Genomic DNA, 16,920 nt, shown 5'->3' with positions numbered 1-16,920 from the left:
CCCGGTGCCCACCCCGTGGACTACGGTCGTCCGGTGACCGCGCCACCCCTCGACCCGCCCGAGGCCGCTGCTCCGGCCGCGGTCGTTGGTGTGCCGCCCGCCGACCCCGCCGCCACCGGGTTCACGGTGCGACTGGCCAACTTCACCGGCCCGTTCGACCTGCTGCTGCAACTCATCGGCAAACACAAGCTCGACGTCACCGAGGTGGCCCTGCACACGGTCACCGACGAGTTCATCGCCTACATCCGGGCCATGGGCGACAAATGGGACCTCGACGAGGCCAGCGAGTTCCTCCTCATCGCGGCGACCCTGCTCGACTTGAAGGCGGCCCGGCTGCTGCCCTCCGCCGAGGTGGAGGACGAGGCGGACCTCGCCCTGCTGGAGGCCCGGGACCTGCTCTTCGCCCGGCTGCTGCAGTACAAGGCGTACAAGGAGGCGGCGGCGCACATCGCCGAGTTGGAGGCGGTGGGCGGCCGGCGGTATCCACGGGCGGTCAGCCTGGAACCCCGGTACGCCGAGGCGCTGCCCGACCTGGTGCTCGGCATCGGTCCGCAGCGGCTGTTGAAGCTGGCCGTCAGGGCGATGACCCCGAAACCCGTGCCGGAGGTCTCCATCGCCCACGTGCACATGGTCCGGGTCAGCGTCCGGGAACACGCGGCGATCCTCGCCTCCCGCCTGCGCCGGGCCGGAACGGCGACCTTCTCGCTGCTCTGCGCCGACTGCGAGGCGACCCTGGAGGTGGTGGCCCGGTTCCTGGCGCTGCTGGAGCTGTACCGGGAAGGGCTGGTGGCCTTCGTGCAGGAGCAGGCCTTGGAGGAGCTGACAGTCCGCTGGACCGGCCCGACCGACGGCGAGACCGAACTGCACGTCGACGAGTACGCCGGCACCCCCGCCGACCCGGAACCGGGTTCGACGGCGGCGCCGACTGGCGAGCCGCGGCCGGAGCCGGCGCTTGCGCCTGAGCCTGAGCCGGGGCCGATTGGCGAGGCCGGGGTAGTGGACGGGACGGGAATGACGGAGGGCGAGCGCAATGAGTGACGAGCAGCGCCGGGATTCCCTGGCCGACCAGGCCGCCGCCTGGATCCCTCCATGGGAGCGCCCTCGCCAACCGGCCCCCACCCCCGAAGCCCTCGAACCGCCGGGCGCCCCCGAAGCCGTCGACTCTCCGGGCGCTCCCGAAGTCGCCGCGTCCCCCGAAGCTGTCGCGTCTCCCGAAGCTGTCGCGTCTCCCGAAGCTGTCGCGTCTCCCGAAGTCGCCGAGTCGCCCAGCGCCCTCGAAGTCACTCAGTCACCTGGGACCCCCGAAGTCGCTGAGTCTCCCAGCGTCCCCGAGGCTGCCGAGTCTGTTGGGTCTACCGGCACCGCCGAACCCGGCGAGCTTGGCGAAGAACGCGCCACGGACCGACCCGGACCGGCGTCCGTCACCGCCCCGCCGGTGGCCCCGGAAGATATTGGAAGCAAACTGCCCCTCCAGGGGCCGGATTCTTCCAAGATCTCGGGCGAGCCTGGTGCGGGCGAGCCGGGTGCCGGCGGGCTCGGGGTGGGTGAGCCTGCGGGGGAGTCGGACGGTGCTGAGGGCGTACCCCGGCGGGAGGCGGGAGGCCGACGGCGCGTGACGGTCGTCACGCAGCCCGCGCCGGAGCTGGCCGACGCCGAGCTGCGCGGGGCGCTGGAGGCGATCCTGCTGGTGGTGGACGAGCCGGTCAGCGAGCTGGTCCTGGCCCAGGTGTTGGAGCAGCCGGCCGAGCGGATCGGGCCGATGCTCGACGAGATCGCCGCCGGTTACACCGCCGCCGGGCACGGGTTCGAGCTGCGGCGGGCGGCCGGCGGTTGGCGGTTGTACACCCGGCCGGAATACGCTACGTACGTCGAGCGGTTTGTCCTGGACGGGCAGTCCGTGCGGCTGACCCAGGCAGCGCTGGAGACTCTGGCTGTGGTCGCTTACAAGCAGCCGGTGACCCGGTCGCGGGTCTCGGCCATCCGGGGTGTGAACTGCGACGGTGTCATCCGTACGCTGGTGAGCCGCGGTCTCATCGAGGAGTGCGGCACCGAACAGGACAGCGGGGCTTTCCTGTACCGGACCACCACACTGTTCCTGGAGAAGCTCGGGCTGAACACCGTCGACGAGCTGCCGCCCCTGGCCCCCTTCCTGCCCGACGACGTAGAAGAGCTTGCTGATGCGACCCGATAACCGTTCCCCCAAACCCGACGCGCCCGTCTTCGAGGGGGCGGAGCGCCTGCAGAAGGTGCTCGCCGCCGCTGGCGTGGGCTCTCGGCGCGCCTGCGAGGACCTGATCTTCCGTCGCCGCGTCACGGTCGACGGGCGCGTCGCCAAGCTCGGCGACAAGGTCGACCCGGCCATCGCGGTGATCCACGTGGACGGGGAGCGCCTCCAGGTCGACGTCCGCCTGGTCTACGTGGCGATGAACAAGCCGCGCGGCGTGGTCACCACGATGGCGGACGAAAAGGGACGCAACGAGCTGTCCGACTTCATCGGTGCCCGGCTGGAGCAGCGGGTCTACCACGTCGGGCGGCTCGACGCGGACAGCGAGGGCCTGCTGCTGCTCACCAACGACGGCACCCTCGCGCACAAGCTCATGCACCCCTCGTACCAGGTGTTGAAGACCTACCTCGCCGAGGTGGTCGGGCCGATCCCGCGCAACCTGAGCAAGCGGCTGCTGGCCGGCGTCGAGCTGGAGGACGGGCCGGTGAAAGTCGACTCGTTCCGGGTGGTGGACACCTTGGGCAAATCCGCCCAGGTGGAGCTGAGCCTGCACGAGGGGCGCAAGCACATCGTCCGGCGGCTGATGGAGGAGGTCGGCCACCCGGTCACCCGGCTGGTGCGTACCTCTATCGGCCCGATCCGGCTGGGTGACCTGCGCACCGGGCGGATTCGGCGGCTGACCAACGCGGAGGTCGCCGCCCTGTTCAACGCGGTGGGTGACTGACCCCCGAGTTCGGGGTACGGCTGCCGGTAGGCTCCGTGACGGCCGAGACGCGGCCGTCCAGGTGGCGTGGATCGCCTCCGGCGGCGTCGCACGTGGGTCCGACGCGGACCCCGGGCATGATGGATAACGATGGACAACCGCTTGCGGCGCCGAATCACCGGGCGATCCGCGAGGTACGGGCTGAGGAGGACACGGTGGAGGAAAACGTACGGGCCGGGCGATGTGTGGTCGCTGTGGACGGGCCGTCCGGTTCGGGTAAGTCCACCGTGTCGCGGCGGCTAGCCGCCGGCATCGGTGCGCGCTACCTGGACACCGGGGCGATGTACCGGGCGATCACCTGGGCCGTGCTGCGCTCCGGCGTGGATCTCACCGACGCCGCGTCGGTGGCCAAGGTCGCCGGCGAGGTCGACCTGCGCATCGGCACCGACCCCCAGGGGTACGGCGTGACCGTCGACGGCGTGGGCGTCGACGCGGAGATCCGTGGCGCCGAGGTGACCGGGGCGGTCTCCGCCGTCGCCGCGGTACCGGCGGTCCGCGAGCTGCTGGTCGCCCGGCAGCGCGAAATGATCGTCAACGCCGGTCGGATGGTGGTCGAGGGCCGTGACATCGGCTCGGTCGTGGCGCCGGACGCCGACCTGAAGGTCTTCCTGACCGCCTCCGAGGCCGCCCGTGCGGCCCGGCGCAGCGCTGAGGACGCCGCCGACGTGGCGGCCACCGCCGCCGACCTGGCCCGCCGGGACCGGCTGGACTCGACCCGCAAGGTCAACCCGCTGGCGCAGGCGCCGGACGCTGTGGTGCTGGACACCACGGAGCTGGGCATCGACGAGGTCGTGGCGCGGCTGCGTGACCTGCTCACCGAGCGGGGCGTGGCATGAGTAGCGATGGCGGTGGGTGGGTCGAGCTGCGGGAGCCCGACGTCGCCGTAGAGGAGCAGACCGGCCCGCAGCCGGTGGTGGCCGTGGTGGGCCGTCCCAACGTGGGCAAGTCCACATTGGTCAACCGGATCATCGGCCGCCGGCAGGCGGTCGTCGAGGACATTCCCGGTGTGACCCGGGACCGGGTGCCGTACGACGCCCAGTGGAACGGCCGGGCGTTCACCGTGGTGGACACCGGCGGCTGGGAGCCCGACGCGAAGGACCGGGCCGCGGCCATCGCGGCGCAGGCCGAGATCGCGGTGGTCACCGCCGACGTGGTGCTGTTCGTGGTCGACGCCATGGTGGGCTCCACCGACGTGGACGAGGCCGCGGTGAAGATGCTGCGCCGCAGCGCCAAGCCGGTGATCCTGGTGGCGAACAAGGCGGACAACACCTCCATCGAGATGGAGGCCACGTCGCTGTGGTCGCTGGGCCTCGGTGAGCCGTTCCCGATCTCCGCGCTGCATGGCCGGGGCTCCGGCGACCTGCTGGACGCCATCCTCGCCGCGCTGCCCGAGGCGCCGACGATCGTGGAGAACCGGCCGCGCGGGCCACGGCGGGTGGCGCTGGTCGGCCGCCCGAACGTCGGCAAGTCGAGCCTGCTCAACCGGTTCTCCGGCGAGGAGCGGGCAGTCGTCGACTCGGTCGCCGGCACCACCGTCGACCCGGTGGACAGCCTGGTCGAGATCGGCGGTCAGACCTGGCAGTTGGTGGACACGGCCGGGCTGCGCAAGCGGGTCGGCAAGGCCAGCGGCACCGAGTACTACGCGAGCCTGCGTACCGCCGGGGCCATCGACGCCGCCGAGGTGGCCGTCGTCCTGCTGGATGCCAGCGAGCCGATCAGCGAGCAGGACCAGCGGATCCTGTCGATGGTGACCGAAGCCGGCCGGGCGCTGGTCATCGCGTTCAACAAGTGGGACCTGGTCGACGCCGACCGTCGGTACTACCTGGACAAGGAGATCGACCGGGAACTGCGCCGCATCCCCTGGGCGATCCGGTTGAACCTGTCGGCGATGACCGGCCGGGCCGTGGACAAGCTGGCCCCGGCGCTGAACAAGGCGCTCGCCAGCTGGGAAACCCGGGTGCCGACCGCGCACCTCAACCAGTGGCTGACCGCGCTGGTGCAGGCCACCCCGCACCCGGTGCGCGGTGGTCGGGCGCCGCGCATCCTGTTCGCCACCCAGGCCGGGGTGGCGCCGCCGCGGTTCGTGCTCTTCACCACCGGCCCGCTGGACGCCGGCTACCAGCGCTTCGTCGAGCGCAAGCTCCGCGAGGAATTCGGGTACGAGGGCAGCCCCATCGAGATCTCCGTCCGCCCCCGTAAGAAGCTCGGCCCCGGCGGCCGAGGCAAGGCGCACGGCTGATCTGTTCGCAGAGGAAAATGCCGGATGGACCACCTGGTCCGTCCGGCATTTCCCTACCCCCACCCTCCTAGGACGCTGTAGGGGTTGTGTGGTGGTTCAGTGATCCCGCGACCCGGGTGGGGCCTGTGCGGACGAGCAGAGGCTGCTGCGCTAAGCTGTACCGGCTGTCGCAGGGGAAACCTTGTGAGGGCGGGACGTGGCGCAGCTTGGTAGCGCACTTGACTGGGGGTCAAGGGGTCGTCGGTTCGAATCCGGCCGTCCCGACGCAGGTCAGAGGCCATTCGGAATCTTCCGGGTGGCCATTTCTGATCTTGTACAGCAGCGAAGTACAGCAACGGCTCATTGATCGAGGCTCTGACCGAGCTTCCGCAGGGCTTCCCGTGTCGCCTTCGATGAGACCTGGCTGTAGATCTCCATCGTGATTGAGAAGTCCGCGTGGCGCAGGATCGCCATCGCGATCCGGGGATGAACGTCCAGGTCGACCAGCAGGGAACCGCAGGTTCGTCGGGCGTCGTGGACCGTGATCTTCGGGACTCCCGCGCGGACGATGCGGCTGTCGTAGGAGCGGTTGAAGTTGCGAGGTTCGACTGGCAGTCCGTAGCGGGTCGTGAAGATCATGCCGGTGTCGTGCCAGGCGTCGCCGGCATTCTCTCGTGCGGCTTGCTGTTGTTGGTGGCGGTGCCGCAAGGCGGCCACGCAGATCGCCGGTAACGGTAGGGGAGCGTCGGACTCTTCGGTCTTGGTGTTTCGGTGTAGCAGTTGGCCGCGTACCCGTTGGAGCTGCTTGTCGATGACGAGGCTGATGTCGTGGTGGTCGCGGCAGTGCTCGCAGAACTTCTCGCCGTGGGTGGTGCACGGCTTCTGCCAGCCGTCCCAGTTGATGTGCTCCCAGGTGAGGCCGAGGACTTCACCCTTGCGTAAGCCGAGCACGAGGACCAGGACGTAGGCGGCGTAGAGGTAATCGTCGTCGTCGCGGGAGGCTTCCAGGAACGCCCGAGCTTCTTCACTGCTCCATGACTTGCCCTTGCGGCTGCGGATCGGTGGGAGCTTCACCAGGGCCGCGACGTTCTTTGCGATCAGTTCCTCCACTTCGGCTTGAGAGAGCGCCGAGCGGAGGACGGCGCGGATTCCCTTGACGGTGCGAGCCGCGGGGAGGTCCTGGCAGCACCGGCCAACCCCGCAGCACTTGCGGCTCTTCGGCGGCCGGCGTTCGTCTTTCCCCTGCGCGCAGCACTGGCAGGTCTTCGCGACCTTGTTGAGCCAGGTCTGAACGTCTCGTACCGACAGCCGCCCGTCGAGTCGCTTAGTGCCGATGCCGGGAACGATGTACAGGCGGTTCAGCGTCTCGTACGTGGCGTAGGTCAGCGGGGCGAGATTTGGCTCCACGACCTCGGCGAGCCAGTACGTCATATAGCTCGCCACGGTGGGGACGTTCGTAGCGACAGGACCGGCCTTGGCTTGTTGGTGCAGCCTCACCCACTTGTCGTGGACCTCGTCGCGGGTCTTTCCGTAGACGTACTTGCGGTCCCGTTTGCCATCGGGCTTGGTGACCCAGACGTAGGCGGCGAACCCGTTGCGGTACGGGAAGATGGAGCCTTCGCCGTTGCGGAACGTGTCAAGGATTTGAGGCCAGCGGGAGTTATGCGGCTTGAGGTTCCGGCTGTGGTTTGTTGATCCAGACCTGTTTGGGCAGATCGAGGATTTTGGGCAAGGGCCGGTTGGCGCTGAAGCGTTCCGGGTGTGCTGCGCGGGCTGCGGCGAGGGTGTCCTCTCGGCCGGCGCGCACGGTGTGGTGGCGGCCGTGGTGGACCTCGGCGGGGGTGTGTAGGCCGATCCCGGAGTGTCGGTGGCAGTTGTTGTACCAGGTCACGAAGTCGGTCATGAACGCCCGGGCCTGGGCCAGGGACGCGAACCGGTCCGGGAAGACCGGCGCGTACTTCAACGTCTTGAACCAGGCTTCGCTGTAGGGGTTGTCGTTGGACACCTTCGGCCGGGAGTGTGACCGGGTCACGGTCAGGTCTTCGAGCAGGTCAGCCACTGATTTCGACGTCATCGACGTGCCGCGGTCGGCGTGCACGACGTGCGGCACGCCGTGAACGCCGAACACCTCGCGCATCATTGACTCGGCAAGGGGACCGGACTCGCGGGCGTGCACACGGGCACCGACGATGTACCGGGAGTAAATGTCGATCATTACGTAGGCGTCGAAGTAGGTGCCCTTCACCGGGCCGGCCAGTTTCGTGATGTCCCAGCTGAACACCTGCCGCGGCGCGTCGGCGACCAGCTCCGGGCGCTGACGGGCCGGATGCCTGGCCAGCCGGCGACGTTCTCTGACCTGCCGGTGTTCCCGCAGAATCCGGTACATCGTGGCGATCGAGCCGACGTAGACGCCCTCATCGAGCAGGGCCGCGTAGATCTGCGCCGGAGCGGCGTCGACGAACTGCGGGCTGTCCAGCAGCCGCAACACGTGCTCCCGCTCCGCCGCGGTGAGCGCGTTCGCCGGCGCCGGACGCGGCCGGTGTGACGGACTCGGCCGGCGCCGGTCCCGGTCAACGCTGGACCGGGCGATCCCGGTCATCGCCGCCGCGGCCCGCGTCGTCGCCCCCGCACCGATCAGCTCCCCGAAGGCGTCCATCAGCGCTTGCCGAGCCCGAACACGTCCGGACCGTCCGGCTCGCTCCTGGAGATGTCCTCCAAGAGCTCGCGCGCTTTTCCCATGATCGTCAACGCCGTCTCCGTCCGCGCCAGCCTCGCCTGAGCCTGCGCCAACTCACGCCGCAACCGGGCGATCTCGGCCTGCTCCGCGCTGGGCCGCCCGACCGTCTCACCAGCCGGTTTGCCCTGCAACAACCCTGCGTCCCGCGCCCGGCGCCACTCCGACATCAACGACGAGTACAAACCCTCCCGCCGCAGGAACGCCCCACCCTCACCAGCCGCGACAGCCTGCTCGTAGGCGGCCAACAACTCCAACTTCTGCCCCGGAGTAAACGACCGGCGTGCCCGCGGACCACCCGAACGCGGACCCTTCTCACGACTCATGACCCCATCCTGGGCCGTCACGACGTCAACAGCAGTATTCAACGACTCTCGATCCTGAACTCGCCCTGTCCGACGGACTTGCTATGAGCCGCTGGCCTCAACTCACCCTGACAGACAGGGGCCGGCTCCGAGGGTGGTGGTGGTAGGCCCATCCTGTCTGCCATCGACCCGGGCAAGCCGAGCAGTCCGCCGCCCGACCCGCCAGCGTCCGTACGAGCCGTCAGGGTCCGCGGGCCGTGGCGGGCCGGGCGGCGACCCGCTCCCCGGGCGGGCGGGTCGATGGCAGACAGGATGGCGTTCGGGGGAGGTGTACGTCGCCTCGCTGCCCGACGTCGGCCGGTGCTGGACCGTGTGCCCAGCTTGGTTTCACGGCTTCGGCTAGGGTCGATGGCGCAGCGCCCTGGGTCCCGCCACGGATGAGGTGACAGGTATGGCAAGGACTGTGCAGATCCGTACCTACACGGTCCGAGCGGGGCTGTTGGATGAGTGGGTAGATAGGTGGCAGCGCCTGGTCGTCCCGCTGCGTCGTGATCTTGGTTTCGAGATCCATGGGTCGTGGAAGGACCGCGCGCGGAATCAGCACGTCTGGGTGATCTCCCATGAGGGCCCTGAGTCATTCGATGAGGCCAACGCGGCCTACTGGGCCTCGGAGCGTCGTAAGACGCTCGGCTTGGATCCGGACGACTACCTGGTGGGCGAGGAGACCCGCGAGGTCGAGCAGACGCTATGAGTCCGCCTCGCCGGGCAGTAGGTGCGCCTGCCGCTCCTCCTCACTAAGCGCGCGGAATACCCGTGAGCGCGCTACTGCGGTCAGCTCGGCCAGGTCGACGGAGTCTTCCCAGACGCGGGCAGTGCCGTCCGTTGAGCCAGTGACGACCGTCCGCCCGTCCGGCAACCACGCGAGGCTGGTTACGCCGTCGCGGTGTACGCCGATCACCTCACCGTGGTTGTCGTCCGCGCTGCCCCAGATCCGTACGGTGCGGTCGTCGGAGCTGGATGCGAGGCGCTGGCCGTCCGGTGCCCATGCCACTGCACGGACGCGCTTGTCGTGGCCGGTCAGAACCCGCGGCTGGTTGGTGCCGGTGAGGTCCCAGACTCGGATGGTCCAGTCGGCGGAGCAGGTGGCGAGCCGGCTCTCGTTGGGTGCCCAGCTGATCGCGTCGACGTAGTTCTGGTGGCCGGAGTGGATGGTGCTGTTGCCGGGGTGTTCGATGTCCCAGACGTGGACGGTTCGGTCGTCGGAGCCGGAGGCGAGGTAGCGGCCGCTCGGGGACCAGGCGAGCGCGCCTACCCAGTCGGCGTGTCCGCGCAGGACGCCAGCGGAACTGCCTGTGCGGACGTCCCACACTCGTACTGCGTTGTCCTTGCAGCCTGCTGCCAACCGGGACCCGTCCGGTGACCAGGCCAGCGATTCGACCTCAGCACCGAAGCGCACGTTGCCGTCGGCGCCGATGAGGTGAACCGAGCCGTCGCGCAGGGCCACGGCGAGCACGTCGGCTGTCGGCGAGCAGGCAAGGGCCACGACCGGTTCCGGCCACGTCGTGACGCCCGCCGTGCCGTCCGGCTGCCAAGTTCGTACGGTGCCGTCCGCGCCACCGGTCACGATCCTTCCCGTCCGATCCAGCGCGAGCGCGGTGACCGGTCCGTCGTGTCCGGCGAGGAGTCGGTGTTCAGCGCCATGCGGCTGGATCGTCCACAGCCGGGCGGTGCCGTCACCGGAGCCGCTGAGCACCCGTCGTCCGTCCGGGGACAGTGCGACGGACCAGGCGACCTGGGAGTGCCCGCGTAGCTCGGCTACCTCACGCAATCTGCTGACGTCCCAGGCGCGGATGCTGCCGTCGCCGCTGGCGATCACGACGGTACGACCGTCGGGGGACCAGGCGACCGACCAGACGGGTGATCCTTGACTGCCGATGACGTGTCGGGTCGCGCCGGTCGCCAGATCCCAGATTCGCACGGTCTGGTCGCCGGACCCGGTGACGAGCTGGCTGCCGTCGGGGGACCAGGCGACGGCCTCGACGAAGTCCCCGTGCCCCGTCAGCCGTTGCTCCGCTTTAGCGGTGGTGAGGTCCCAGACGATGACGGACCGGTCGTGGGAGGCGGAGGCCAACCGGCGGGAGTCGGGGGCGAACCGCAGGCCCCACACGTCCCCTTCGTGACCGACCAGATGAGCGGCAAGCTCCCAGGTGGCGGTGTCCCATACCTGGACCGTCCGGTCCCGGCTCGACCCGGCGAGGCGGGACCCGTCGGGTGACCAGGTAACACCGCGTGCCACGTCTCCGCAGGGCAACACCGCGACCGTTTCCGCCGTTGCCGCGTCCCACACCCGGACCGTGCCGTCCCGGGAGGCGGTAGCGAGCTGGGTAGCGTCGGGGGACCAGTCAACGGCGTCCACCATGCCGGTGTGCCCGCGCAGCACCCGGACAACTGTGCCGGTGTTGGCGTGCCAGATCCGCGCGGTGCCGTCCCTGGACGCGGTTGCCAGATGCGCACCGTCGGGCGACCAGGCGACCCCACGGACGGCATCGGTGTGCCCGGCGAGTACCGCCTCGGTGTGGCTGAACGCCAACGCTGCCATCAGCGCCCGGCGGGCGACCGGCGTCGGCGGGCATTCCTGCAGGGCGGCCGAGGTCAGCAGCACCGCGAGCTCCGGGTACCGGTCGACGTTGCCGAGCGCAAACTGGCCGATCGTCTCCGACACCCGGTGCAGGAACGCGGCGTCCCGGCTCCGGGAGGCGTTCACCAGGGCGCGTGCGGCGGGGCTGTCCTGGCCGGCCGACTCCATCGCCTCCAGCCACTGCCCGGCCAGCTCAAGTCGTTCCCCGGTGAGCAGGTAGTCGGCGCTTCGCCCGGCGTGCACCCAGTCCGCGGCCCATCGTTCCAGCTCGGTACGGCGGCGCAGTTGCTCCGCCCGCGCTTCGACCTGCTGCCGCAGCGGCGCCCACCGGCGGAACAACGCCTCGTGCGCGACCTGCGCGTACGGCTCACCGTCGATCACGTCGGTGGTGAGCAGCCGAGCGTCGGTGAAGACGGCGACCACCCGACGCTGACTGTCGGACAGGTCCCGCAGCGGCACCCGGCGTCGGGTCGGCTCGGCACCCTCCATCGCTACCAGACGGAGCAGGGCGTCCAGGACGTCCTCGGTGCTGCTCTCGCGGCGCACCTCCGCCATCACACCGTCGGCTTGGCGGCCCAGCGCCCCGGCGACGCCGCCGAGTGCCTGGTACGCCTGGCGGGTAGCCGTCTGGCCCGGCCCCGCCGCACGGTGCAGCTCCTGAAGAAGGTACGCCAGCAGCGGCAACGCGTCCGGTGTAGCAGTGTCGGCGACGATCTGGTCGACGAGTCCGTCTTCGAAGCGCAGTCCGGCGAGCTGGGCGGGCTGCTCCACGACCGCGACGAGGTCCGCCGACCGCATGGTCCCCAGCGCTACCGGGTTGGCGAACAGCTCCGGGCGCAGACCCGCGAGGAGATCGGCGAGGAACTCGACGCGGAGCGTCGCGACAACCCAGAGCCGCCGGTCGGCGTCGAGCGCCGTCGCGATCTGCTCCAGGAACGTGGCCTGTTCGGCGGCGCTGGAGAGGGTTATCAGTTCCTCGAGTTGGTCGAGGATCAGCAGGACGCGCCCGTGCCGGTGGCCCTTTCGAGCCCGCCAGATGGTCAGGTGGCGGGCGAGGCTGTCCGGGCGGGACCGTACCTCCCGCAGCGCGGAGGCTCGGTCGGCTGCGCCCAGTGTGACCGCCAGGTCCGCGAGCACGCCGAGGGGTTCTCCCGCAGGCGTGACCGCTGGCAACACCTGCCACCGTCCCTCTCTCAGCCGGGGAACGATGCCGGCGTGGACCAGGGAGGATTTGCCGCTGCCGGAGGCGCCGGTAACGCAGACGAACCGGGCGGACGCGTCCAGGCCCAGTTCGTGTAGGCGTCGCACCAGCTCAGTGACCTGCTCATCTCGGCCGAAGAACACCGACGCGTCCTGCTCGGTGAAGGCGGAGAGCCCGGGATAGGGGCTGCGATCCGAACGCCACGTCGGCCGTGGACTGCGAGGTGCCTGCCACCACAGCACCAGGCCGTTCCCGACGATCAGCACCACCAGCAGGACGATCAGCGCCGGACCGGCGACCTGACGGATCCCGGCGGTCAGCGGTGACGTGTCGGCGTTGGCGAAGAAGTTCGCCGCGATCTCCAGCAGGACGGCGATGATCAGCAGGGACAGCTGAAGAGCGATGGGTGGACGTCGACTCGGCCGCACCAACCCCCCCCAACGATGATCCCCGACAGGATCACGGTAGCGGGTATGTGCCAGCATCAATAGGTCGTGGCAGCGCCTTGCGAACGCACGGCTCGTAGAGCGTCATCGCATCGCCCTGGGGGAGGCGGGCTCCAGTCGTCCGGCGCTACTCATCCTCATGCAGCCGAATAGTCCGCCCGGAGCTTGCGTCGGGCCCTGCGCGTTGAGCGGCAGATGTTGACGCTGCAAGATCGATTAGTGCTTGGCGAGAAGGTGCTCGCCGGGGTGATCTTGAGCCCGCCGTACGTGGCTATACCCGTATCGTGCCGGCAGCTACCCCTGCCCAACGACAACCCATCCAGCCGCTCTCTTGTAGAGCTTGACCGGTCGGCTCCAGCGGATATTCTTTCGACCTCGGTTCTGTCTGTGTGCCTGCGGTTGGTGTAGAGCAGGCGGTTCGTCAAGCTGGTCGCCCCTCACCGGTCGACCTAGCCTCAGCCGACCTGAGCTTTGCGCCCTATGGACCTGACGATCAGCTAGGGGAGTAAGCGGATCATGAACGATAGTGCTGCGATTATCCCTCCCCGCGACGACGAATTGGTCCGCCGTGTTGGCTGGGAGCTCCTCGAGCAGGGCTTGAATCGAGGCGGATCCCTTTTCACGCCCGGGCGCCCAGTCTGGAGTGCGGAAACAGCGAAAGAGCTGTTTCACCTGTACAACGAACGGGTCGATACCGGCACGGATTCGTTCATGGTCAAGCTGCACAGACAGCTCGACACTGGATCCGACCTCGCGATCCAACTGGCAGCGGAGCTGTTGACGCTCCAGGGACTACCGTTGATGAACCTGAGCGCCGGCAAGCTGCGCGAACGGGTAAGCACAGTGCTCGGCTGGATGAAGGAACCAGTTGCCATCCCTGAGCAGGTGCTGGCCGCGTTCGAGCAGGGGACATGGAACGGTGGCATCGGCGGCCACACGATGATCTGGAAGTGGCTGGCGGACGCAGTCGTTCTCCTGCGCGAGTGGTGGACCATCTCGCCCGACCGCCGGCATCGCGCGCTGGCCGACCCCTGGGAGTGGCAGGCCCTGGTGGACGAGGCCAGCATCGTTCCATCCCTGCGAGAGTCGTTGCTCTATCTGCGATTTCCCACGCACTTCCTGCCGATCGTTAACACTGGACACAAGCGGGCGATCCGCGACGCCTTCAGCGATCCAGGCGATCGCACGCCATCTATCAACCGCGATCTGCTCGGGATCACCGCCAGAATCCAGAGCGAGACCGGCCAGCCAGTGGACTACTACCTGCCGCCATTCGTGAATCAGTGGCGAGTCAAGGAGAGGCCGTCCGGTGAACGGCGAGCCTGGCTGATTCGTCCGGGTCAAGGTGGTCCTAGCCTGTTGGCTGACTGGCTAAAAGAATCGTTCGTATCCCTCGGCGCCGCGCATCTCGGGGAGGTCGCGTTAGGCGCGTCCCGAGCCGACATTCGGTCGGCCGTGGAAAGCGGATACCAGCATCTCGACTACGCCCAACGTGTCAGCCACGCCAACGAGTTCCATGCTTTCCTGAGTCAGATGGAAAGTGAAGATATCGTGACGACCCTCATCGACGACCGGATGTATCTGGGAATCCTGGCCGGCGGGCCGGAGTTTCGTCTGGCCGCAGCCGGTAGTGAGCTGCGCCGGCCGGCCGAGTGGGCCGTCGCGTCGCTCGAGGCTGCCGCGCTTCCCGCGCCCCTGCCAGCGGAGCTGGATCAGCAGGGCAACGTGGTTGATCTGACGGGTGCACTGCCAGTGCTGATCGAGCTCTTCGAGTCGATCAGCCAGGTAGAGCAGGAAACCGGCACGGCAAGTACGGCGAATGTCGTGGACCGAGCGGTCGGCCCCACCACCCTGGAGCTCAACGCCGCCACCGTGGCGTTGGCGGAGCATGTACACATGAGCACCGACTGGCTCACCCAGCTGATCGAGCTCTGGCAAGAACGGTCGCAGATTATTCTGTACGGCCCACCAGGCACCGGCAAGACTTACCTGGCCCGAGCACTGGCGGGCCACGTGGCCGAGCGGGACGCGATACGCCTCGTGCAGTTCCACCCGTCGTACGCCTACGAGGACTTCTTCGAAGGGTTCCGGCCGGTCGAGAACGTCGACGGCGGCGCAGTGAGCTTTGTTAAGACACCAGGCCCGCTGCGGGAGATCGCTTCGCAGGCAAGAAACGACCGGCACCGCCCGTACGTGCTGATCATCGACGAGATCAATCGGGCGAACCTGGCTAAGGTCTTCGGTGAGCTGTACTTCTTGCTCGAGTACCGCGAATCCACGGTGCGGCTGCAGTACTCGCCGTCCGAGGCCTTCAACTTGCCGCCCAACGTGTTCATCATTGGGACGATGAACACCGCTGATCGGTCGATCGCGATGATCGACGCGGCCATCCGACGCCGCTTCGCGTTCATCGAACTACACCCCGACGAGGAGCCGGTTCGCGATGTGCTCGGGAGCTGGCTCGCCGCCAACGGCCGCGAGGACGACGAGCGTGCCGGGCTGTTGGTCTCACTCAACACCCTGATCGGTGCCCAAGACCACGACTTCAAGATCGGGCCGTCGTACCTCATGCGGCCCGGCCTCGACGATGAGGCTGCGCTCCAGCGCGTCTGGCGGCACGATCTGCTGCCGCTGCTCGAGGAGCACTACTACGGTCGACTCAGCCGGGCGCAGGTGCACAGCCGATTCGGACTGGCTGCGGTCCGTGCCCAAACCGCTTCCGTCGACGTTGCCGATGATTCGGATGACGTGCAGTAGCAGTGGACAGCGTGGAAGCGATCATCCTGCCGGAACTGGATACCAGCGGTGTGCTGCGGCCCCTCGACGACGCTCAGGTTCGGATACTCCGGGCGTCCGGCCTGGTCAAGCTGACCCCCGAGGGCAGGAGTTGGCGTATTCGACCCGGCGGCAAGGTGGGCGCGGTCCGCGCCGGAGACCTCGACGTCCAGGTGCAGCCGAAGGTCGGCGTGGTAAGGCTGCTGTTCTTTCTCGGGTACGCGAAAGATCCGCGGTTCCGCCCGGAGGACGTAACTGCGGCACCGGCGTCAGGACTCTGGCCGGCAATGGCCGAGTCATTGATCCGGCAGGCCGAGCGGGCCCTCGCTGGTGGTCTCCTGCAGGGGTACACCTCGTTCGAGGAGGCACTCCCTCTGATCCGGGGGCGCGTTCGATTCGCCGAGCAGTTCGCCCGTCGGCCAGCCATACCGCTGCCGATCGAGGTGCAGTTCGACGACTGGACCGTCGACATCATCGAGAATCGCCTGCTCCGCACCGCTGTACGGCGAATGTTGGCCGTGCCCCGACTCCTGCCGTCCGCACGGGAGCGGCTAGAGCGGCTGGACGCACGCCTTGCCGGGGCCCCCATCCTTCCACCCCATGCGCCGGTTCCCCTTTGGAGCCCCAGTCGGATCAACATGAGGTATGTGCCCGCACTCCGGCTGGCCGAGCTGATCCTCGATAACCAGTCCGCTGAGCCCGATGCCGGCGGCATCGCAATCGCTGCCTTCGCCGTCAACATGGCCACAGTCTTCGAAAACTTCGTCGCCGCCGCGATCCGCGAGGCGCTCGGATCCTGTCCGGGAGTGGTGGAGGAGCAGTATCGGACGTATCTGGATGCCGAACAGAGCATCCCGATTCGGCCCGACCTGGTCTACCTGGTCGACGGCCGACCCGTCGCGGTGTTCGATGCAAAGTACAAGCTTGAGCATCCAACGTCGGGTTTTCCGAACGGAGACACCTACCAGATGCTCGCCTACTGTGCTGCCCTCGATGTGCGAACTGGATGGCTGGTATACGCGAAGGGAACGACTCCGCCGGAGCGTAAGCACATCCGGAATACGACGATAGAGATCATTCATCACCCGCTCGATCTATTGAGGCAGCCGCACGAGATTCTCGATGACGTTGCGGCGCTGGTCCGGCGTGCAGCCGCGCCGAGCGCCTACTGAGGAAGGCGACGACTTGTGCACGGCCGGTTAACGACAGAGCGGCGCCGCAGCTGATCGCCGCGGACTGGGTCATCGTCGTCCGACGACATCGCCGGCTCGTTGCCGACGATGACATGCGCCGTTACGGCGGTGCGACTCTGTGAACAGGATCCGATCACCAACGTGCGGAGAGGCGCTGGCTGATGACCTCCAACGCCTCTCCCGGCCTAGGCTCCCGTGATATCTCACAACCGTCTCACGGACGGTTTGGCAAGGCCCGACAGAGCCTGACGTGACGCGGACCTCCGATCGTCCATCGACCTGCGTGTTCGGCACGAGCCGGGATCGTCCGGCAAGCCCCGGCAGACCCGCTAGTGCCTCGTCTTTGAACGTTGATCGTGTAATCCGTTGGTTCTGAGGATGTGTCGGGCAGGCTGTCTCCCATCGTTTCTGGTCTGGGAGGTG

10 protein-coding genes, 1 tRNA gene and 1 pseudogene are annotated in these 16,920 nt (G+C 68.3%); 9 read left to right on the top strand and 3 right to left on the bottom strand.

Annotated features, from left to right (window positions below; all coding sequences use genetic code 11):
- Positions 1–15: 15 nt before the first annotated feature.
- The 6 genes from ABZ780_RS31335 (at position 16) to ABZ780_RS31310 (ending at position 5,490) form a co-directional block, all read left to right on the top strand.
- On the top strand, positions 16–1,038 hold the full coding sequence (locus tag ABZ780_RS31335; RefSeq protein WP_357488351.1) for a segregation/condensation protein A: 1,023 nt from the start codon (positions 16–18) through the stop codon (positions 1,036–1,038).
- A 397-nt stretch (positions 1,039–1,435) separates the two neighbouring features.
- Positions 1,436–2,191, top strand: coding sequence for an SMC-Scp complex subunit ScpB (gene scpB, locus ABZ780_RS31330; RefSeq protein ID WP_357488350.1), 756 nt, complete (start codon positions 1,436–1,438; stop codon positions 2,189–2,191).
- Positions 2,178–2,948, top strand: a complete 771-nt coding sequence (locus tag ABZ780_RS31325; protein ID WP_357488349.1) for a pseudouridine synthase — start codon at positions 2,178–2,180, stop codon at positions 2,946–2,948. Before scpB ends, ABZ780_RS31325 begins: the two co-directional genes overlap by 14 nt.
- 194 nt (positions 2,949–3,142) lie before the next feature.
- Positions 3,143–3,823 carry a (d)CMP kinase gene (gene cmk / locus ABZ780_RS31320; protein ID WP_357488348.1) on the top strand — a complete coding sequence of 227 codons (681 nt, stop codon included), beginning with the start codon at positions 3,143–3,145 and terminating at the stop codon, positions 3,821–3,823.
- Positions 3,820–5,226 (top strand): ribosome biogenesis GTPase Der, encoded by a 1,407-nt coding sequence (gene der / locus ABZ780_RS31315; protein WP_357012824.1) that lies wholly within the window; start codon positions 3,820–3,822, stop codon positions 5,224–5,226. Before cmk ends, der begins: the two co-directional genes overlap by 4 nt.
- 190 nt (positions 5,227–5,416) lie before the next feature.
- A tRNA-Pro gene (locus ABZ780_RS31310) sits at positions 5,417–5,490 on the top strand.
- A gap of 75 nt (positions 5,491–5,565) precedes the next feature.
- Here the strand turns inward: ABZ780_RS31310 and ABZ780_RS31305 are convergent.
- Together ABZ780_RS31305 and ABZ780_RS31300 are read right to left on the bottom strand one after the other, a co-directional pair.
- Positions 5,566–6,849 (bottom strand): tyrosine-type recombinase/integrase, encoded by a 1,284-nt coding sequence (locus tag ABZ780_RS31305; protein WP_357488366.1) that lies wholly within the window; start codon positions 6,847–6,849, stop codon positions 5,566–5,568.
- Positions 6,850–6,865: 16 nt separating this feature from the next.
- Positions 6,866–8,265 (bottom strand): annotated as a pseudogene (locus ABZ780_RS31300) (IS3 family transposase).
- Between the two features lie 442 nt (positions 8,266–8,707).
- Here ABZ780_RS31300 and ABZ780_RS31295 point away from each other — a divergent pair.
- The gene (locus ABZ780_RS31295; RefSeq protein ID WP_357488347.1) at positions 8,708–8,995 is read left to right on the top strand and encodes an NIPSNAP family containing protein; all 288 of its coding nucleotides are present in this window, start codon (positions 8,708–8,710) and stop codon (positions 8,993–8,995) included.
- On the opposite strand, the gene ABZ780_RS31290 is transcribed toward ABZ780_RS31295, so the two are convergent.
- Complete coding sequence (locus ABZ780_RS31290; RefSeq protein ID WP_357488346.1) at positions 8,990–12,511, bottom strand: WD40 repeat domain-containing protein; 3,522 nt, start codon at positions 12,509–12,511, stop codon at positions 8,990–8,992. The genes ABZ780_RS31295 and ABZ780_RS31290 overlap by 6 nt on opposite strands.
- Positions 12,512–13,045: 534 nt before the next feature.
- On the opposite strand from ABZ780_RS31290, the gene ABZ780_RS31285 reads away from it, so the two are divergent.
- Together ABZ780_RS31285 and ABZ780_RS31280 are read left to right on the top strand one after the other, a co-directional pair.
- Entirely contained in the window at positions 13,046–15,286 is a 2,241-nt protein-coding gene (locus tag ABZ780_RS31285) for an AAA family ATPase (RefSeq protein WP_357488345.1), read from the top strand.
- A gap of 11 nt (positions 15,287–15,297) precedes the next feature.
- The gene (locus ABZ780_RS31280) at positions 15,298–16,476 is read left to right on the top strand and encodes a restriction endonuclease (RefSeq protein ID WP_357488344.1); all 1,179 of its coding nucleotides are present in this window, start codon (positions 15,298–15,300) and stop codon (positions 16,474–16,476) included.
- Positions 16,477–16,920 lie beyond the last annotated feature (444 nt).

It is taken from the genome of Micromonospora sp. NPDC047467 (assembly GCF_040643095.1).
Classification (GTDB): Bacteria; Actinomycetota; Actinomycetes; order Mycobacteriales; family Micromonosporaceae; genus Micromonospora.
The sequence above is the reverse complement of the archived record's forward strand: the minus strand, read 5'-3'. Positions and strand labels throughout refer to the sequence as shown.

Excerpts from the sequence above, each read along its gene's own strand:
- ABZ780_RS31285 (WP_357488345.1), top strand. The coding sequence starts at position 13,046 with ATGAACGATAGTGCTGCGATTATCCCTCCCCGCGACGACGAATTGGTC.
- ABZ780_RS31325 (WP_357488349.1), top strand. The coding sequence starts at position 2,178 with ATGCGACCCGATAACCGTTCCCCCAAACCCGACGCGCCCGTCTTCGAG.
- der (WP_357012824.1), top strand. The coding sequence starts at position 3,820 with ATGAGTAGCGATGGCGGTGGGTGGGTCGAGCTGCGGGAGCCCGACGTC.